Genomic DNA, 17,105 nt, shown 5'->3' on the forward strand with positions numbered 1-17,105 from the left:
CAAGCGTTCTATCTGTCGCCATCCGGGCGAGTAACCCGGATGGCGTTTTCAGTTGGTCGATCAGCGCGCCTGAACGATATCGCCAAGCAGTCCTGCCGCCACGGTGAGGCGGGCGAGGTTGGTGTCGCCGCTTTCGCTGAGCGCACCCAGTTCGGAGACGATGCGGTTGACGCGAACACGGTCGGCCGCATACCAGGCCTGAACCGGGTCCTTTTCCTTCGCATGCTCCGTCAGTGCGGAGATGACGATCCGGCGTCTCGACGAGGCGATCTGATCCTGGCTGCGCAGAAGGGCGAGGCTCTCGTAATGATCGGCCGGCGCGATGCGCTGGCTGGCATCCAGCAGACGCGCGACACGGAAGGTTGAGGATACGGTGGCGTAGCTCTCGGCGGCGCGGGCAAGTGTGGTGCCCGCACTTTCGGCGATGCGCATGATCTCCGGCACGTAGACCAGCAGGGAAAGCGTATCCAGTTCCTCCAGAAGACCGGAGGGAACGCCGGCGATTTCCGTGGCACCAAGCTCGCGGCGATATTTCGCCGCTGCCGGCGACAGCGTCTTGATGGCGGTTTTCAAGCGCTCGATCTCGGTCGCCATATCGCTCGTTCCAGCGCCCGCGCTTCGGGTTTGCAGGTAAAGCCTGCTCGCATCGGAAAAGATACGGGTAATCGTGGCATAAAGCCCGTTCTGGACTTCACCCGAAATCTTCCCGTCAAGCGCGTCGACCTCGCTCCACAGGCGTTTCAGACCGAAACCGTCCTCGACGATCACCGCCGCCTTGACGACATCGGCCGCCAGAAGGCCGCTTGCATCCGCGAGCTTTTGCACGAAGCCCGGGCCACCGCGGTTCACCACGGCATTGGCGAGTGCTGTCGCGACGATTTCACGATGCAGGCGGTGCGACTTGATATCGTCCGCATAGTTCTTCTGCATCTTGGCCGGGAAATAATCGACGAGCAGATGCTGGAGATAGGGTTCGTCGGGCAGCGGGCTTGCCACCAGCGCATCGAACAGGGTCAGCTTGGCATAGGACAGAAGCACGCCGATTTCCGGCCGGGTCAGCGGCTTGCCGGTGGCGTATCTTTCGCTGAATTCGGCGTTGTCCGGCAGGGTTTCGACCTTGCGGTTCAACTGTCCGGCAGCCTCCAGTGCGCCCATCAGGCGGCCAAGTTCTTCGCGGTTCGAGAGCCCAAGTCGTTCCGTCAGCGAGATCGCCAGCGATTGCAGGTAGTTGTTGCGCAGCACCAGCTGCGCCACTTCCGGCGTCATGGAGGCGAGAAGCTGGTTGCGTTTCGGCATCGTCAGACGACCGCTATTAACGGCGGAGGCGAGGGCGATCTTGATATTGACCTCGACGTCGGAGGAATTCACGCCGGCCGAGTTGTCGATGGCGTCGGAATTGCAACGCCCGCCAGCCAGCGAATAGGCGATGCGGCCCTTCTGGGTGATACCAAGATTGGCGCCTTCGCCGATGACCTTGGCACGCAGCTCCGTGGCGTTAACGCGGATGGGGTCGTTGGCTCTGTCACCCACTTCGGCGTTGGTTTCCACCGCCGCCTTGATGTAGGTGCCGATGCCGCCGAACCACAGGAGATCGGTGGGTGCCTTCAGGATGGCGGTCATGATCTCGAAGGGCGTGGCGACTGATTTGTCGAGGCCGATGGCGGCCACGGCTTCCGGCGTCAGCGTCACCGATTTTTCGGAACGCGAGATAATCATCGCGCCGCCGGAGAGGGTCGAGCGGTCATAATCCTGCCAGCTGGAACGTGGCAATTCGAAAAGCCGTTTGCGCTCAGCGAAGGATTTGTCGGTATCGGGGTCCGGATCGATGAAGATGTCGCGGTGATCGAAGGCGGCAATCAGCCTGATCTTTTCCGACAGCAACATACCGTTGCCGAAAACGTCACCGGACATGTCGCCGACACCTGCCACTGTGAAGGGCGTGGTCTGGATATCGGTGTCCATTTCGCGGAAGTGGCGTTTCACCGTTTCCCATGCACCGCGCGCGGTGATGCCCATCTTCTTGTGGTCGTAACCGGCGGAGCCGCCCGATGCGAAGGCATCGTCCAGCCAGAAGCCGGCATCGTGGGCAAGGCCGTTTGCCGTATCGGAGAATGTTGCGGTTCCCTTGTCGGCAGCGACGACGAAATAGGGGTCGTCGCCGTCAAGCCGCAACGTATCGGCCGGCGGCACGATGGCGTCATCGACAATGTTGTCGGTGATGGACAGCAGGGTGCGGATATAGGTTTTGTAGGCCTCGCGACCGGCGTTGAAGACTTCGTCGCGGGAGCCGCCGACGGGCAGGCTCTTCGGGAAAAAGCCACCCTTGGCGCCAACCGGCACGATCACCGCGTTCTTGACCTGCTGCGCCTTGACGAGACCGAGCACTTCGGTGCGGTAATCCTGGCCGCGATCCGACCAGCGCAGACCACCGCGCGCGACCTTGCCGAAGCGCAGATGCACGCCTTCGACCTCGGTTCCATAAACGAAGATTTCGCGGAAAGGACGCGGATCGGGCAGGCCATCCAGATGCTTTGGATCGAACTTGAACGCCAAGAGGTCACGCGGCGTGCCGTCGGTATTCTTCTGAAAGTAGTTGGTGCGAAGCGTAGCGTCGATTGCGTTGACGTAACGCCGCAAAGTGCGGTCTTCGTCGAGATTGGGGACGCCGCTCAATGCCGTCTCGATCGACTTGTGAATATCGCCAAGCTTTTTCAGTCGGGTTTTTTCAGCGATCGACGGATCGAACCCGGCCTTGAAGAGAGCGAAAATGCTGCGGGAAATGGCCGGATATTTGAAGAGCGTTTCGGAAATATGCTCCTGCGAATAAACGATGCCGGTCTGGCGCAGATAGCGGGCATAGGCCCGCAGGACGGACACTTCACGCACGGTAAGGCCGCAGGCGAGGATCAGCCGGTTGAAATTGTCGTTGTCGACCTTGCCCGAGAAGGCGGCAAGAAATGCCTCTTCGAGCTTCGGCCCATAATGCGGCAGATCGAGCGTCACGCCCTTGGCGACCGCGAGTTCCATGTCATGCAGCACGATGTCGCGTTTTTCGCCATCGGAGATGACACCGATGTCGAAGGTGCGCTCGCTGATGACATTGAAACCGAGATTTTCGAGCAGCGGCACGCGCCGCGAAAGCGGCAGATGACCGTCGCGATGGAAGATCTTCAGCGAGAGCGTTTCAGCCGACTGGCCTTCCTGCTGGTAAAATTCGATGCGGACTGGCTCGCCTTTCACGGTGGCCAGAATATCCGCCATGTCGCCAATGGCTTCTTCCGGCGTGAAAGCTTCCTGATAGGCCTGATCCACCTCCAGCACTGGTGCACCCGGTTCGGAGAGCGCGATGAAGTGGTCTATCCAGCGCGCCGCGATATCGCTGACGGCATCTTCGAGCTTGTCCTGTGCGATGCGCGGTGTCTTGCCTTCCGTGCGGCCGACAATGAAGTGGACGCGCGCGACAGCGCCTTCGGGGAAGGCGGGATAATAGGCGGAAATATGCCCGTCATAGACCTTGCTCAGATAATCGCCGATCTTTTCGCGCACATAGGAATTGTACTCTTCACGCGGCACGAAGATGATTGCCGAGACGAAACGGTCGAAACGGTCGATGCGTGCAAGGACGCGCACGCGCGGGCGGTCGCTCAGTTCCATGATCTGCTCGATGAAGCGGATCAGCAGATCCGTCTCGATCTGGAAGAGATCGTCGCGAGGGTATGCTTCCAGCGTGTTCTGCAGGATGCGGCCGGAGTGGCTGTTCGGATCGAAACCGAAATGCCGCTCCACATCCGCGACCTTGGCGCGCAGCAGCGGTATGTGCTTTACCGAGCGCGTATAGGCGGTAGCGGTGAAAAGGCCGACGATGCGCAATTCGCCGATGACATTGCCGTCCTCGTCGAAGCGCTTGATGCCGATGTAATCCATATAGGCGCGGCGGTGCACGATGGATTTCACATTCGCCTTGGTGACGATGAGGAAATCCGGGCCGTCGAGGAAGGCGAGGATTTCAGGCGTCGTCGTCACGGCGTCCTTGCCGAGGCGCAGCACACGCACATCCGGATCGCTCAGGCTTCCGAGGCCGACGCCGTCACCGCGTTCGATCTTCGCGTTCTTTCCCGTTCCGGAATAGGTGTAGTCACGCATGCCGAGGAAGGTGAAATTGTCGTTGCGAAGCCAGTTGAGAAACTCGACCGCTTCCGTTCGCTCGGTCTTGCGCCGCGAGGAGCCGCGTTTCGACAATTCGTCGAGAGCTTCGTCGAGTTTTGCCAGCATGGGCCGCCAGTCGCTATAGGCGGACTGGACCTGTGCCAGGACGAAGCGCAGCCTTTCTTCCAGCGCCGCTGCGGCCTGCTGGGTCAGCGGTGCAATATGCAGCTGAATAAGGCTGATGTTTTCGGCGGGGTTGTCATCGGGTTCCGCAAGGCGGTAACCCGCCTGCGCGGTCGCGTCCGGCACCAGAATGGGATGGACCGCCAGATAAAGGCCGCGATAGCTGTTGGTGACTTCCCCCATGACGGAATCGTAGAGGAAGGGCATATTGCGGCCGATAATCGTCAGAACCGTTACCGGAATATCCCGCGGGGTAACGCCCTCAACCTGGGCAATGCTGATATGGGGTGCATCTCCAGTCCAGCGCGAAAGAGCCTCGAAACTGTGCGCCGCGCTTGCGGCCAGCATTTCGGCGGAATAATATTCTATGTCGTCGGCGCTTGCTCTTCCATAGAGAATACCCGGATCAAGAAATGGCGCATTTTCGGCAATTGCCTGCTGGCGCGCTTTTTCGATCTGTTTTTCGCGTTTTGGATTGTTTCTGTAGCCCATTTGACGTGGATTCCTCCAAAAATCACACTTTAAATACAAAAAAGCACCGTCAATTTACGGAATTTGCCTTTTCAGTCGAATCGGATATTGGCGTGTAATTACGAAGAGTTTAAGAGGCTTTCGTGTTTCTTCAGTCGGAGAACGAAATTTTTTTGCTTCTTATGCCATGAGGGCCTGTCACGAAGCATTTGACAGTATTTCGGTAGCCCATTTATAGGTGGTTCTTTGACCGCCATGTGATGTTGCGGCCACGGTCGAAGCAAATTATTGATTTGTGCCTATTTTTGTGGTACACCAACGACACTGATCCACAGCGTGGCATTTGTGTGCCCAAAAACACCACGAAAGCAACACCTCTTTTGCACGCGGTTTCCGTGACATATCGAGCGTTTACGTTATCGAATCCCGCAATGCGGGAAGGTGTGTTTTTGCGTGCACGGCTGGACCAGTGCGGAGTCACCTGACGGTTCCCCCGTCTCATCAGGGCCTGACCGACCCAACCCCGGCGTCGCCGGGTATGTAACAGGGAGTTTTTAGAACGAATGACGACCCAGCAGAAGAAATCTCCAGCACATCACGGTTTCAAGACCGGTGAAGCGATTGTGTATCCCGCTCATGGTGTCGGTACCATTTCTGCCATCGAGGAACAAGAAGTCGCTGGCATGAAGCTTGAGCTTTTTGTCATCGATTTCGAAAAGGACAAGATGCGTCTTAAAGTTCCCGTCGCTAAAGCCGTCAGCATCGGTATGCGCAAGCTTTCCGAAGGCGATTTTGTCGAGCGGGCACTGAAAGTGGTGCAGGGCAAGGCGCGTGTGAAGCGTACCATGTGGTCGCGCCGTGCGCAGGAATATGATGCGAAAATCAATTCCGGCGATCTTATCGCGATTGCGGAAGTTGTGCGCGATCTTTACCGTGCGGAAAATCAGCCGGAGCAGTCCTATTCCGAGCGTCAGCTTTACGAAGCTGCTCTCGATCGCATGGCGCGCGAAATTGCCGCCGTCAACAAGATGTCCGAAACCGAGGCTGTTCGCCTGGTGGAAGTCAACCTTGCCAAGGGTCCCAAGCGCGGCAAGGCCGTCGAAGAAGACGATTCTCAGGAAGAAGCCGCGTAATTTACCGGCTTTCTCCTTTTTAAAAAACCCGCCAACAATGGCGGGTTTTTTGTTGCCCGATTTATAGAATGCGAATTTTCGTACCCTTGCGCATATGGGGCAGGATGCGGCGCATATCGCGGGGGTGGAGAGCGACGCAGCCAGCGGTCGGTTCATATCCCGGACGGATCATGTGCATGAAGATTGCAGAGCCGCGGTTGCGGCTGCGCGAGGTAATGTTCCAGTCAAGCACCAGGCAGACGTCGTACAGGCCGTCCTTCCGCATCATCTCCTCATGGCTCGACGCAAAGGGTGCCGTAACCAGCCTGTTGTAATTGGCGTCGCCGGGTGCATCGCACCACAGCATTGATTGTCGCGTCCGTTGCATCGGCAATGCTGTGGCGATTCCGGGGTTACGGTCGCCTCGATAAAATCCGTGCAGCAGGCGGGTGAGGGAAATGGGTGACTTTCCGTCTCCCTCGCGTTTCAGCACGGTGCGGCCATTGCGACCGATCGCGGCGGGAAAGGTGAGATGCCCGAGTTGGACGATGGCACGGCTTATTTTCAAAGGTGCGGGCCGAACCATGAGCGTCGATGCGCGTTTATGTTGTTTTACGGGCTGTTTGCTCATGTTTTTCACGAGATTTTGCTTTGCAGGTTATCTAACGTGAAGTCATAGCACTTCGTAATATCATGGCAATGGGTTGACCTTTCATGGGCAAACCGCTGAATTGGCTGACAATTAGAGCGCCGGGCGTCCTTTCGGACGCGCAATGGACGCTCTAACTCTTTTAAACTACGCATCGTGCTTTCCCAAAATCGAGCTCGATTTTCGGGTTGATGCGCTAAAGTAAGAAAGGCTGAGAATCCGAATGACGGCTCGCACTATCCTTTTGGTGGACGACGACGACGATCTTCGGGAGACGCTGACCGAGCAATTATCTCCCTATGAGGAATTCTCGCTCCTGAGCGGCGCAAACGCCGCACAGGCGATGCAGACCGCAAAGACTGCTCAGGTTGATCTTCTGATCATGGATGTCGGCCTTCCGGATATGGATGGCCGGGAAGCCGTGAAGCTGCTGCGCAAGGGCGGCTTCAAGGCGCCGATCATCATGCTGACCGGGCACGATACCGATTCCGATACGATCCTCGGGCTTGAAGCCGGCGCCAATGACTATGTGACGAAGCCTTTCCGTTTTGCCGTGCTTCTGGCGCGCATCCGGGCGCAGCTGCGTCAATACGAACAGAGCGAGGATGCGGTTTTCACCGTTGGCCCCTATCAGTTCAAACCCAGCCAGAAGTTGCTGACGACGGAAGACGGCAAAAAAATCCGGCTGACGGAAAAGGAAGCGGCGATCATCCGTTATCTCTACCGCGCCGGAAGCGCCGTCGTTACCCGCGACGTCCTGCTGGAAGAGGTCTGGGGTTACAATTCCGGGGTGACGACGCACACGCTCGAAACGCATGTTTATCGTCTGCGCCAGAAGATCGAGCGGGATCCCTCCAATGCCGAAATTCTGGTGACCGAGAACGGCGGCTACAAGATCGTTCCCTGAGCGGATGCCGCTCTGGCACCCTTTCTGCGTCCGAAAGGACGCAGAACATTCTAACGTCTTGTATTTTGAAGGCCGATATCCGAAAACCGCTATAGTGGTGCAGGCGGTTTTCCGGAGTAACGATCAACATGGCCTTGACAGACGACATCATGCTTCTGGGGCAAGTGCCGTTGTTTGCGGGCTTCAGCGACGATCAGTTGCGGCTGATCGCCTTCGGCGCGGAACGCCGCCGCGTGTCGGCGGGTCAGACATTGTTCCGGGAACATTCGCCGGCCGAATGCGCCTTTGCGGTGACATCAGGCCATTTCGAGCTGTTCACGGCCGGACGGGACGGCAAGCCGGTGTTGCAGGCGACGCCCGGCAAGGGCGCGCTGCTGTCTGAGTTGGCACTTTTCACACTCTGCGAACGGAAATTCACCGCCATTGCCGCGGAGGATTCCGAGGTCATCCGGATAACGCGTATCCTCTTTCACCGGCTGGTGGAGGAGTTTCCGGAGGTCGCCGATATCGTATCGGCGCGCATTCGCGACAATATCGCCTCTCTGGCGGCGGGTGCGGCCCGTTTGCAGAACCGCTTCACCTGATTTCAACCGACCAGCGGTTCAGAAGCTGAAATGAGCCGTAACCGGAACGTGGTCCGATGGCCGGTTCCAGCCACGTGCCTCGCGCAGGATGTCGATTTTTTCAAGCGATGGGCCGAGGTCCTGCGACGACCAGATATGGTCGAGACGGCGACCGCGGTCGGCTGCTTCCCAATCCTTGGCGCGGTAGCTCCACCAAGTATAGATCTTCTCGCTTTCCGGCACATTCAGTCGCATCAGATCGAGCCAGTTGCCCTTCTTCATGATATCCAGCATCCCGTCGGTTTCCACCGGCGTGTGGCTGACGATCTTCAGCAGTTGCTTGTGCGACCAGACGTCATTTTCAAACGGCGCGATGTTGAGATCGCCGACGAGAATGGACGAGGTTCCGGGCACACCATCGGCACGGAGCGCTTTCATTTCTTCAATGAAATCGAGCTTGTGGCCGAATTTCGGGTTTATCGACCGGTCGGGTTCGTCGCCGCCAGCCGGTACATAAAAATTGTGCAGCCGCACGCGGCGCGATCCAACCTGAAAAATCGCGGAGATGTGCCGCGCATCGCCGATACCGCAATAATCCTGCCGGTGGTCCTCAGTCAGCGGAATTTTCGAGGCGATCGCTACGCCGTGATAACCCTTCTGGCCATGGATGATGACGTGCTCGTAACCGAGCGCTTTCAGCGGCTTCATCGGAAACTCGCCATTCGGGCATTTCGTTTCCTGCAGGCAGAGAATGTCGGGTTTGCAACGCACCAGAAACTGTTCAACGATCGGCATTCTGAGCCTGACCGAGTTGATGTTCCAGGTGGTTATCGAAAACGACATGCATGTGCTCCGCTTTTATCGCCCCGAACCGCTTTGTTTCGAGACATGTTTCCGGGGCGCAGGCTTATAACATCGCGATGAAAACGGGAATGTATTTTAGCGGCAAAATAAAAAAGGCGACCGCAAGGCCGCCTTTCAAATGGTTTCCACGGGCGAGGAAGCCTCAGCCGCGTTTGCGGACTTCCTCGTAATTGATGCTGAAGACGCGTTCGTCAAGGTTCACGCCCGTTTGGACGTTGAAGATCATGACGGTCGTGTCCTTGTTCTGGGCGTCGGTGGTGGTCCATTGCCTGAGATCAAAGGTTTTAGGGTCGAACATCAGGGTGATGGTGGAATCGCCGAATACGCTCTTGTCGCCCAGCACGATGGTGGTCAGGTCCGACTCTTCCTTCACGTTTCGGACCTTCTGGTTACCCAGATCGATCTTGTCGGACAAAAGCAGGCTGAGCGGGGTCTTCGACAGCGGATAAAGATCCCACGTCTTCAGCTTCGTGTTGCCGATGACGACATTCTTACCGTCGGAGATCACCCGCATGGGCGAGGGGTCTTCGTAATTGAAGCGAAGCTTGCCGGGCCGCTCGATATAAAATTTGCCGCCGGTCTGTTCACCGCGCGGGCCGAACTGGACGAACTCTCCCATCATGGTTTTGACCGACGAGAAGTGGTTGGCGATTTTCTGCGCGGTCGCGCTGTTGCCGGCGGCCTGCGCAAATGCGGTGAGCGGCGACAGGCCGGCCATGGCTGCGGCCATGGAAAATGCCGTCAGCACGCCACGGCGCGTCACGCCGTTTTCCGGTGCGTTTGCGGTGGCAGTTTCGCCGGTGGTGAGGTCGTTCATTCTGTTCTCCTTCATCGCAGCGATTGTCCGCATAAAAGGCGGCGGCTTCATGACGTTGAAAGCGTGTATTAACGCTTCTGCGCCCCGCTTGGTTGCCGATCCTATCGCTCGATGATGTCTGCTTCCGTCGGTACGAGTATTTCGCGTTTTCCGGCATGATTGGCTGGACCGATGATGCCCTCCTGCTCCATGCGCTCGATCAGCGAGGCGGCGCGGTTGTAGCCGATGCCGAGACGCCGCTGGACGTAGGAGGTGGAGGCCTTGCCGTCCCTGAGCACGACCGCTACGGCCTGATCGTAAGGGTCTTCGGAATCGGAGAAAGTGCCTGCGCCGGCCGGGCCGCCGCCATTGCCTTCCTCGTCGTCTTCCTCGGTGATCGCTTCCAGATATTCCGGCGACCCTTGTGTCTTGAGATAGGCGACGATCTCTTCGACCTCGTTATCGGACACAAAGGGACCGTGCACGCGCTGGATGCGGCCGCCGCCGGCCATGTAGAGCATGTCGCCCATGCCGAGCAGCTGTTCGGCGCCCTGTTCGCCCAGAATGGTGCGACTGTCGATCTTCGACGTTACCTGGAAGGAGATACGGGTCGGGAAGTTCGCCTTGATGGTCCCGGTAATGACATCGACGGACGGGCGCTGGGTGGCCATGATGACATGGATGCCGGCGGCGCGCGCCATCTGCGCGAGGCGCTGCACGGCGCCTTCTATGTCCTTGCCCGCGACCATCATCAGATCGGCCATTTCATCGATGATGACGACGATATAGGGCAGGGGCTTCAGGTCGAATTCTTCCGTCTCGTAAATCGCCTCGCCTGTCTGACGGTCGAAACCGGTCTGCACCGTTCGGGTGAGGATTTCGCCCTTGTCGATCGCCTGCTGTACGCGGCTGTTGAAGCCGTCGATATTGCGCACGCCGATCTTCGACATCTTCTTGTAGCGTTCCTCCATCTCGCGCACCGTCCACTTCAGCGCCACGACGGCCTTTTTCGGATCGGTGACGACGGGGGAGAGGAGATGCGGAATGCCGTCATAGATCGATAGTTCGAGCATTTTCGGATCGATCATGATCAGGCGGCACTGTTCCGGCGACATGCGGTAAATGAGCGACAGGATCATCGTGTTGATGGCGACGGACTTGCCCGAACCCGTGGTGCCGGCAACGAGAAGATGCGGCATCTTGGCGAGATCGGCGATAACAGGTTCACCGCCGATGGTCTTGCCGAGCGCCATGGCGAGCTTGGCCTTGCTGTTTTCAAAATCACGACTGCCGACAAGTTCACGCAGGAACACGGTTTCACGCGTCTGGTTCGGAAGCTCGATGCCGATGGCGTTGCGGCCGGGAACGACGGCGACACGGGCGGCAATCGCGCTCATGGAGCGGGCGATGTCATCCGCAAGACCGATGACACGCGAGGATTTGATGCCGGGTGCCGGTTCCAGTTCATAGAGCGTGACAACCGGACCGGGACGTACATGAATGATTTCACCCTTGACGCCGAAATCCTCGAGAACCCCTTCCAGCAGACGGGCATTCTGCTCCAGCACTTCCTCGTTCAGCGTATGGTCGCGAACGACGTTCTTGGGTTCCGCCAGAAGATGCACGGTGGGCAGCTGGAAACCGTCCGCGGCGATGAAGGAGGCCTGTGCCTCCCGCGCTACGCGCTCGCTCGGCTTCGGGCGTGCGGAAGGGGCGGTTATTCTGGGCTGCCCGCGTCCCGGCGCCTGTCTTGCCACGAACTTCGGGTCGGACTCGTCCAGACTGTCGTCGTCCGAGAGAATGCCGTTGGGCAACCGCCGTCCGTCGTGGTCAAAAGGCTGTTCGTCGTCCCTGTCTGCGTCATCGTCAAGTGCGATGGAGGGAGGCGACATCTGCCGGCGAGAGGCGGCGCGTTCCTCGAAGGACGGTTCCGCGCGCTGGTCGAGGCGGTTGATCGCCGTCTTGAGGCGGGAGGGCTCGTTCAGCGTGCCGAATTCATATTCGTTGAAGTCGTAAGGGTGTTCGAATTCGCCGTGCAGGGATTTCGACTTCAGGCCGAACAGGCGACGAAGGCGGGCCTGGGTGATGTACCAGTAGTGCGCGATCGCGCCGAAGGCGAGAATATTGGCGAAGAAGCCTTCGCCGTCGTCATCGTCTTCTTCCTCGACCTGACGGGCAGCACGGGCTTTGCTGGCGACCGGCGCACGTTCTTCCTGTTCGAGGTCATCTTCAGGGCGCCCCACGAGACCGGCGGCAAACAGCATCATCCAGGCGGCGGGAGCAGCGAATATCGCGCCCAGCACCGTCGCAATTGTGCCGGTTGGGTAAGCACCGATGAAAAGGGCGGGAAAGCGCAGGATCATATCGCCGATGACGCCACCAATGCCGTTCGGCAATGGCCATGTTACGGGTGCGGGAAAACAGCCGAGCGAGGCGGCGCAGACGATTGCGCCGGCGACCCAGGCGACAAGGCGGGCGGGTATCCGGTTGAACTTGCGTCCGGCGATCAGGGCGATTGCCCAGGCGATAACTGGCAAAAGCGCGATGATCGCGGAGAGCCCGAGGAACTGCATCACGATATCGGCGAAGATTGCGCCGCCGTATCCCAGCAGATTGGTGGGCTGGTTGCCCGTGGCGTAGGACAGGCTCGGATCCGCTACGTTCCATGTGGCGAGCGCCGTAACCCCCAGCGCAATGGTGGCAAGCAATGCGAAACCGGCCAGAGCCATGACCTGCCGCACGAAAAACGCCGTCAGCACGAAACGCGTGTGACGGCCGTCGAATGTCGGAGAATTCATTCTGCCCATGTCCCTGAACCCGTAGTTTCTGTGGTTTCGGCAAGATACGGCAGGCTACCGCAATCCCGGATTGACAGGGAAAACTAACAGCTCGCTGGTTAATGTCGTGTTAACCATGCGGTTTTTTGAGGCGACTTGCGGATTTACGGCAAAGAAAAAGGCCCGCCGAAGCGGGCCTTCTTTTGGGATAGGGGATGGAGAACCCCTTTTCCCGGGTCTTAGGAGTGGTAGGCGGCTTCGCCGTGGGTCGCAAGGTCGAGACCTTCGCGTTCCGCTTCGACCGGAACCCTGAGACCAACGATCACGTCGACGATCTTGTAGAGGATGACCGAGACGACCGCACACCATACGATGGTGATGGCCACGGCAACGAACTGTGTCCAGAGCTGCGAGGAGATGGAGAAGTCTGCCTTGCCTGTGCCGCCAAGCAGCGGCGAGGTGAAGATGCCGGTGCCGAGGGCGCCGATAATGCCGCCGATGCCGTGCACGCCGAAGACGTCAGCCGTGTCGTCGTAACCGAACTTGTTCTTCACCACGGAGACGAAGAAGTAGCAGATCGGCGAGACGATGAGGCCGAGAACGATCGCGCCCATGGGTCCGACAGAACCGGCCGCAGGTGTTACGGCGACGAGGCCGGCGATCATGCCCGAAGCGGCGCCCAGCATGGAAGCCTTGCCACGGGTGAAGCTTTCAACCAGCGACCAGGAAACGATGGCTGCTGCTGTCGCGAGGAAGGTGTTCATGGTTGCGAGAACCGCACCGCCCGAAGCTTCGAGGTTGGAACCGGCGTTGAAGCCGAACCAGCCGAACCACAGCATGGCTGCGCCAACCAGCGTCAGCGTCATGGAGTGCGGTGCCATCATGTCCTTGCCGAAGCCGGTACGCTTGCCGACCATGATCGCGCCGATCAAGCCGGCGATGCCGGCATTGATGTGAACGACCGTGCCGCCGGCGAAGTCGAGAGCGCCCATGCCGAAGATCAGGCCGTTTGCGTCCCAGACCATGTGAGCGATCGGGAAATAAACGAAAGTGGCCCACAGGATGGTGAACAGGATGACAGCCGAGAACTTCACGCGTTCCGCAAATGCACCGATGATCAGCGCAGGCGTGATGGCCGCAAAGGTCATCTGGAAGGCGATGAAGGTGTATTCGTAGATCACGACGCCCTGGGAGAAGGTTGCCGAGGTGCTGTCAAGCGAAACGCCGGACAGGAACAGCTTGCCGAAGCCGCCGAAATAGGGGCCGGTGCCGCCGCCGAAGGCGAAGGAATAACCGTAGATCACCCAGACGAGCATCATGACTGCGCCGATGACCGTGCACTGCATGAGAACGGAGAGCATGTTCTTGGTGCGGACGAGGCCGCCGTAAAACAGGGCCAGACCCGGAATGATCATGAAAAGCACGAGGATCGTCGCGACATACATGAATGCGGTGTCGGCTTTTTCCGGAACGGGTGCCGCCGCTGCCACTGCCGGCGCGGCATCCTGCGCAAAGGCGATTGCCGGGGCCATCAGGGCCGCCACACCGGCGCCCAGTTTGCCGAGTGTTGAGAACTTGTTGAGTTGCATATCTAGAAAACTCCCTGTCAGCCGTGCTTCAAAGCGCTTCTGTGTTGGTTTCGCCGGTACGGATGCGCACGGCCTGTTCGATAGAGTAGACGAAGATCTTGCCGTCACCGATCTGCCCGGTCTTCGCGGCGGATGCGATCGCCTCGACAGCCTTGTCGACGACGTCGGATGCAACCGCGATCTCGATCTTCAGTTTGGGAAGAAAGCTCACCGCATATTCCGTGCCGCGATAAATCTCGGTATGCCCCTTCTGGCGTCCGTAACCCTTTACCTCGGTCACGGTCAGGCCTTGGATGCCGACGCCGGTAAGCGCTTCGCGCACTTCATCCAGCTTGAACGGCTTGATAATGGCCATCACAATTTTCATCTGGTTTCCCATCCTTTGTTTGTCCTCGGCACGGAGCCGACTCTCCTCGCGCTGGCAGATCAGTAACAGCGACTACGGACATACATTCAAAGGGCGTGCCAGTTTTGATGTGGCTTCTAAGTTATTGAAATATAAAATTTATATGACAAGCGTCTGAAAAAGGGGCACTGGGCCGCGAAATTTTCGTCTATTAAATGTGCGATTTTTGAAAAAAGCGCATTATTTAATCATTTGCCCTTTTGCGGATCAAACCTTCCTGCGCCACGGAGGCGACGAGTTCACCCTGTCTGGTGAAAATATTGCCACGGGTCAAACCGCGCGCTCCCGAGGCGCTGGGGCTATCCTGCGTGTAGAGCAGCCAGTCGTCCAACCGGCAGGGGCGGTGGAACCACATGGCATGATCGAGGCTCGCCACCTGAATGGACGGATCGAAGATCGTCGTTCCATGGGCGTAGAGTGATGTGTCGAGCAAGGTCATGTCCGACAGATAGGCGAGAATGGCCGACTGGAAATGCGCATTGTCCGGTACATCGCCGACGGCGCGAACCCAGATATCCTGCTGCGGTTCCAGCTTTTCTTTCGAAATATAATGGGTCAGCGAAACCGGCCTTATCTCGATCGGGCGCTTGTTGCTCCAGTATTTGCGGATCGAGGCGGGTGCGTTGGCGAGGAAGGCCGCCTGCATCTGTTCTTCGCTCATCAGCTTTTCGGGCGGCGTCACATCAGGCATTTTTATCTGATGGTTAAAGCCGTCCTCGACGATCTGGAACGACGCCGACATGGAAAAGATCGCCTTGCCATGCTGGATGGCGACCACGCGCCGGGTGCAGAAGCTCGCGCCATCGCGAATGCGCTCGACCTGGTAGAGAATGGGCACCAGCGGATCGCCGGGGCGCATGAAATAGGAATGTAGCGAATGCACGAAGCGGTCGTCATCCACGGTTCGTTGCGCCGCGATCAGGGCCTGGGCAATGACCTGGCCGCCGAAGACGCGCTGCCAGCCGATTTGCGGGCTTTCGCCCCGAAACAGGTTTTCCTCCAGCTTCTCGAGATCGAGTGTGGAGATCAGATTGGCCATCGGGTCTGACGTTTGCGAAGGATGCGACATTTTTTCGGCCTGCTCCGGCTGTAGGAAGACGTCACATGGTCTATAGTGCGCCAATGATGCGTGCACAAGATTTGAGGAGAAGCGCGATGCTGGACGTGGTGGTGGCAGGCGGCGGTTATGTCGGTCTTTCCGTTGCTGTCGCAATTAAGCAGGCAGCCGGACATCTGAATGTGCAGGTGGTTGAGGCCGCTCCAGAGGATGTCTGGAAGAAGGACGTCCGTGCTTCCGCCATTATTGCGGCGGCCACGCGCATGCTCGACGTTTTCGGCATCTGGAACGAAATTGAGCCGGAAGCCCAGCCGATCCACAAGATGATCGTCACCGATCCGAAGACAGCCGATCCGGTTCGCCCGGTGTTTCTGACATTCGATGGCGCGGTGGAAGAGGGCAGGCCCTTTGCTCACATGGTTCCGAACGTTGCTATGGTCGGTGCGTTGCGAGGCCTGTGCGAGCGCCTCGGCGTCGAGATCCGCCACGGTCTCAGTGTTTCCGGCTTTACCGCCGGCCCGCAATCGACGGCCATTGCCCTTTCCGACGGCTCGTCGCTCGAAGCGCGGTTGCTCATCGCCTGCGACGGCGTCCGCTCGGCCTTGCGGGATATGGCGGGCATAAAGACCGTGCACTGGAATTACGATCAGTCCGGTATCGTCACGACCGTTGAACACGAGCGGCCGCATGAAGGCTGCGCGGAGGAACATTTCCTGCCGTCGGGGCCTTTTGCCGTCCTGCCTCTCAAGGGAAACCGGTCGTCGCTTGTCTGGACCGAGCGCACGGCCGATGCCGACCGGCTGGTGGCTGCCGATGATCTGGTGTTTGAGGAAGAACTTGAGCGCCGGTTCGGCCACAAGCTCGGCCCTGTCCGTCCCGTCGGTCCCCGCCGCGCCTTTCCGCTGGGCTTGACACTGGCGCGCTCCTTCGTCGCGCCGCGTTTCGCGCTGGCCGGCGATGCCGCGCATGGAATTCACCCGATCTCGGGCCAAGGCCTCAATCTCGGCTTCAAGGACGTTGCGGCGCTGGCCGAAACCGTGGTCGAGGCAGACCGGCTCGGTCTCGATATCGGCTCTCTCAATGTTCTCGAGCGTTACCAGTCCTGGCGGCGTTTCGACACGTTGCGGATGGGCGTGACGACCGATGTGCTGAACCGGCTTTTCTCCAACGATGTCGGTCCCATTCGCATCATGCGCGATCTCGGCCTGGGTGTGGTCGATCGTTTGCCGGGTCTGAAATCCTATTTCATCGGTCAGGCCGCCGGCACGACGGATGCGGGCGCGCCGCGCCTGCTTGCCGGCGAGGCGCTCTAACTCCTGTGATTGCCGCTTGACAGCCGATTCCGGCATTTTCCGCCGGAAGACGGTGCCGCAAAGCTGAATCCGGCCAAGGACTTATCCGGATTCACAATCTGGTATGGCGCGTGCATTTGCCAACCAGATGTTGCGGAGAACAAAAGCTGAATCCCGTCGAGTCAGCGATTCGTATTCGATTCGTTCGCAGACTGTTCCGTATCCGAATCGATCTCGGTTTCGCCGGATTCTTTTTATTTACTCAACCATTTGAATCTTTAGGGAAAATTCGG

12 protein-coding genes are annotated in these 17,105 nt (G+C 58.7%); 4 read left to right on the forward strand and 8 right to left on the reverse strand.

Annotated elements, in window-relative coordinates:
* Nucleotides 1–60 precede the first annotated feature (60 nt).
* Nucleotides 61–4,821 (reverse strand): NAD-glutamate dehydrogenase, encoded by a 4,761-nt coding sequence (locus RBH10_RS23000; RefSeq protein ID WP_281038306.1) that lies wholly within the window; start codon nt 4,819–4,821, stop codon nt 61–63.
* A 542-nt stretch (nt 4,822–5,363) separates the two neighbouring features.
* Here RBH10_RS23000 and RBH10_RS23005 point away from each other — a divergent pair.
* The gene (locus tag RBH10_RS23005; protein ID WP_003492641.1) at nt 5,364–5,933 is read left to right on the forward strand and encodes a CarD family transcriptional regulator; all 570 of its coding nucleotides are present in this window, start codon (nt 5,364–5,366) and stop codon (nt 5,931–5,933) included.
* A 61-nt stretch (nt 5,934–5,994) separates the two neighbouring features.
* Here the strand turns inward: RBH10_RS23005 and RBH10_RS23010 are convergent, their stop codons facing one another.
* The gene (locus tag RBH10_RS23010; RefSeq protein ID WP_281038394.1) at nt 5,995–6,498 is read right to left on the reverse strand and encodes a L,D-transpeptidase; all 504 of its coding nucleotides are present in this window, start codon (nt 6,496–6,498) and stop codon (nt 5,995–5,997) included.
* 286 nt (nt 6,499–6,784) lie between these two features.
* On the opposite strand from RBH10_RS23010, the gene RBH10_RS23015 reads away from it, so the two are divergent.
* Together RBH10_RS23015 and RBH10_RS23020 are read left to right on the forward strand one after the other, a co-directional pair.
* Nucleotides 6,785–7,468: a response regulator transcription factor gene (locus RBH10_RS23015; RefSeq protein ID WP_003492637.1), complete on the forward strand. Its 684-nt coding sequence runs from the start codon at nt 6,785–6,787 to the stop codon at nt 7,466–7,468.
* Nucleotides 7,469–7,596: 128 nt separating this feature from the next.
* Nucleotides 7,597–8,052, forward strand: coding sequence for a cyclic nucleotide-binding domain-containing protein (locus tag RBH10_RS23020; protein ID WP_281038305.1), 456 nt, complete (start codon nt 7,597–7,599; stop codon nt 8,050–8,052).
* Between the two features lie 18 nt (nt 8,053–8,070).
* Here the strand turns inward: RBH10_RS23020 and RBH10_RS23025 are convergent, their stop codons facing one another.
* From RBH10_RS23025 to tesB, 6 genes are all read right to left on the reverse strand, one after another.
* A complete protein-coding gene (locus RBH10_RS23025; protein WP_281038304.1) occupies nt 8,071–8,874 on the reverse strand; it encodes an exodeoxyribonuclease III in 804 nt (267 codons plus the stop codon).
* A gap of 163 nt (nt 8,875–9,037) precedes the next feature.
* A complete protein-coding gene (locus RBH10_RS23030; RefSeq protein WP_045020298.1) occupies nt 9,038–9,763 on the reverse strand; it encodes an outer membrane lipoprotein carrier protein LolA in 726 nt (241 codons plus the stop codon).
* 50 nt (nt 9,764–9,813) lie between these two features.
* Nucleotides 9,814–12,489: a DNA translocase FtsK gene (locus RBH10_RS23035; RefSeq protein WP_281038303.1), complete on the reverse strand. Its 2,676-nt coding sequence runs from the start codon at nt 12,487–12,489 to the stop codon at nt 9,814–9,816.
* A 218-nt stretch (nt 12,490–12,707) separates the two neighbouring features.
* Nucleotides 12,708–14,057, reverse strand: coding sequence for an ammonium transporter (locus tag RBH10_RS23040; RefSeq protein ID WP_045020294.1), 1,350 nt, complete (start codon nt 14,055–14,057; stop codon nt 12,708–12,710).
* Between the two features lie 28 nt (nt 14,058–14,085).
* Nucleotides 14,086–14,436 carry a P-II family nitrogen regulator gene (locus tag RBH10_RS23045; protein ID WP_019565993.1) on the reverse strand — a complete coding sequence of 117 codons (351 nt, stop codon included), beginning with the start codon at nt 14,434–14,436 and terminating at the stop codon, nt 14,086–14,088.
* A gap of 211 nt (nt 14,437–14,647) precedes the next feature.
* On the reverse strand, nt 14,648–15,532 hold the full coding sequence (gene tesB / locus RBH10_RS23050; protein ID WP_045020293.1) for an acyl-CoA thioesterase II: 885 nt from the start codon (nt 15,530–15,532) through the stop codon (nt 14,648–14,650).
* Here tesB and RBH10_RS23055 point away from each other — a divergent pair.
* Entirely contained in the window at nt 15,481–16,833 is a 1,353-nt protein-coding gene (locus tag RBH10_RS23055; RefSeq protein ID WP_372339799.1) for a ubiquinone biosynthesis hydroxylase, read from the forward strand. The two genes, tesB and RBH10_RS23055, sit on opposite strands and share 52 nt — an antisense overlap.
* Nucleotides 16,834–17,105: the final 272 nt, after the last annotated feature.

The organism is Rhizobium sp. AN73 (assembly GCF_030757975.1).
In the GTDB taxonomy this organism is placed as follows: Bacteria; Pseudomonadota; Alphaproteobacteria; order Rhizobiales; family Rhizobiaceae; genus Agrobacterium; species Agrobacterium arsenijevicii.

Coding starts and splice junctions, on each gene's coding strand:
- RBH10_RS23000 (WP_281038306.1), bottom strand. CDS start 4,821: ATGGGCTACAGAAACAATCCAAAACGCGAAAAACAGATCGAAAAAGCG.
- RBH10_RS23035 (WP_281038303.1), bottom strand. CDS start 12,489: ATGAATTCTCCGACATTCGACGGCCGTCACACGCGTTTCGTGCTGACG.
- RBH10_RS23025 (WP_281038304.1), bottom strand. CDS start 8,874: ATGTCGTTTTCGATAACCACCTGGAACATCAACTCGGTCAGGCTCAGA.
- RBH10_RS23005 (WP_003492641.1), top strand. CDS start 5,364: ATGACGACCCAGCAGAAGAAATCTCCAGCACATCACGGTTTCAAGACC.
- RBH10_RS23020 (WP_281038305.1), top strand. CDS start 7,597: ATGGCCTTGACAGACGACATCATGCTTCTGGGGCAAGTGCCGTTGTTT.
- tesB (WP_045020293.1), bottom strand. CDS start 15,532: ATGTCGCATCCTTCGCAAACGTCAGACCCGATGGCCAATCTGATCTCC.
- RBH10_RS23040 (WP_045020294.1), bottom strand. CDS start 14,057: ATGCAACTCAACAAGTTCTCAACACTCGGCAAACTGGGCGCCGGTGTG.
- RBH10_RS23010 (WP_281038394.1), bottom strand. CDS start 6,498: ATGGTTCGGCCCGCACCTTTGAAAATAAGCCGTGCCATCGTCCAACTC.
- RBH10_RS23030 (WP_045020298.1), bottom strand. CDS start 9,763: ATGAAGCCGCCGCCTTTTATGCGGACAATCGCTGCGATGAAGGAGAAC.
- RBH10_RS23015 (WP_003492637.1), top strand. CDS start 6,785: ATGACGGCTCGCACTATCCTTTTGGTGGACGACGACGACGATCTTCGG.
- RBH10_RS23045 (WP_019565993.1), bottom strand. CDS start 14,436: ATGGGAAACCAGATGAAAATTGTGATGGCCATTATCAAGCCGTTCAAG.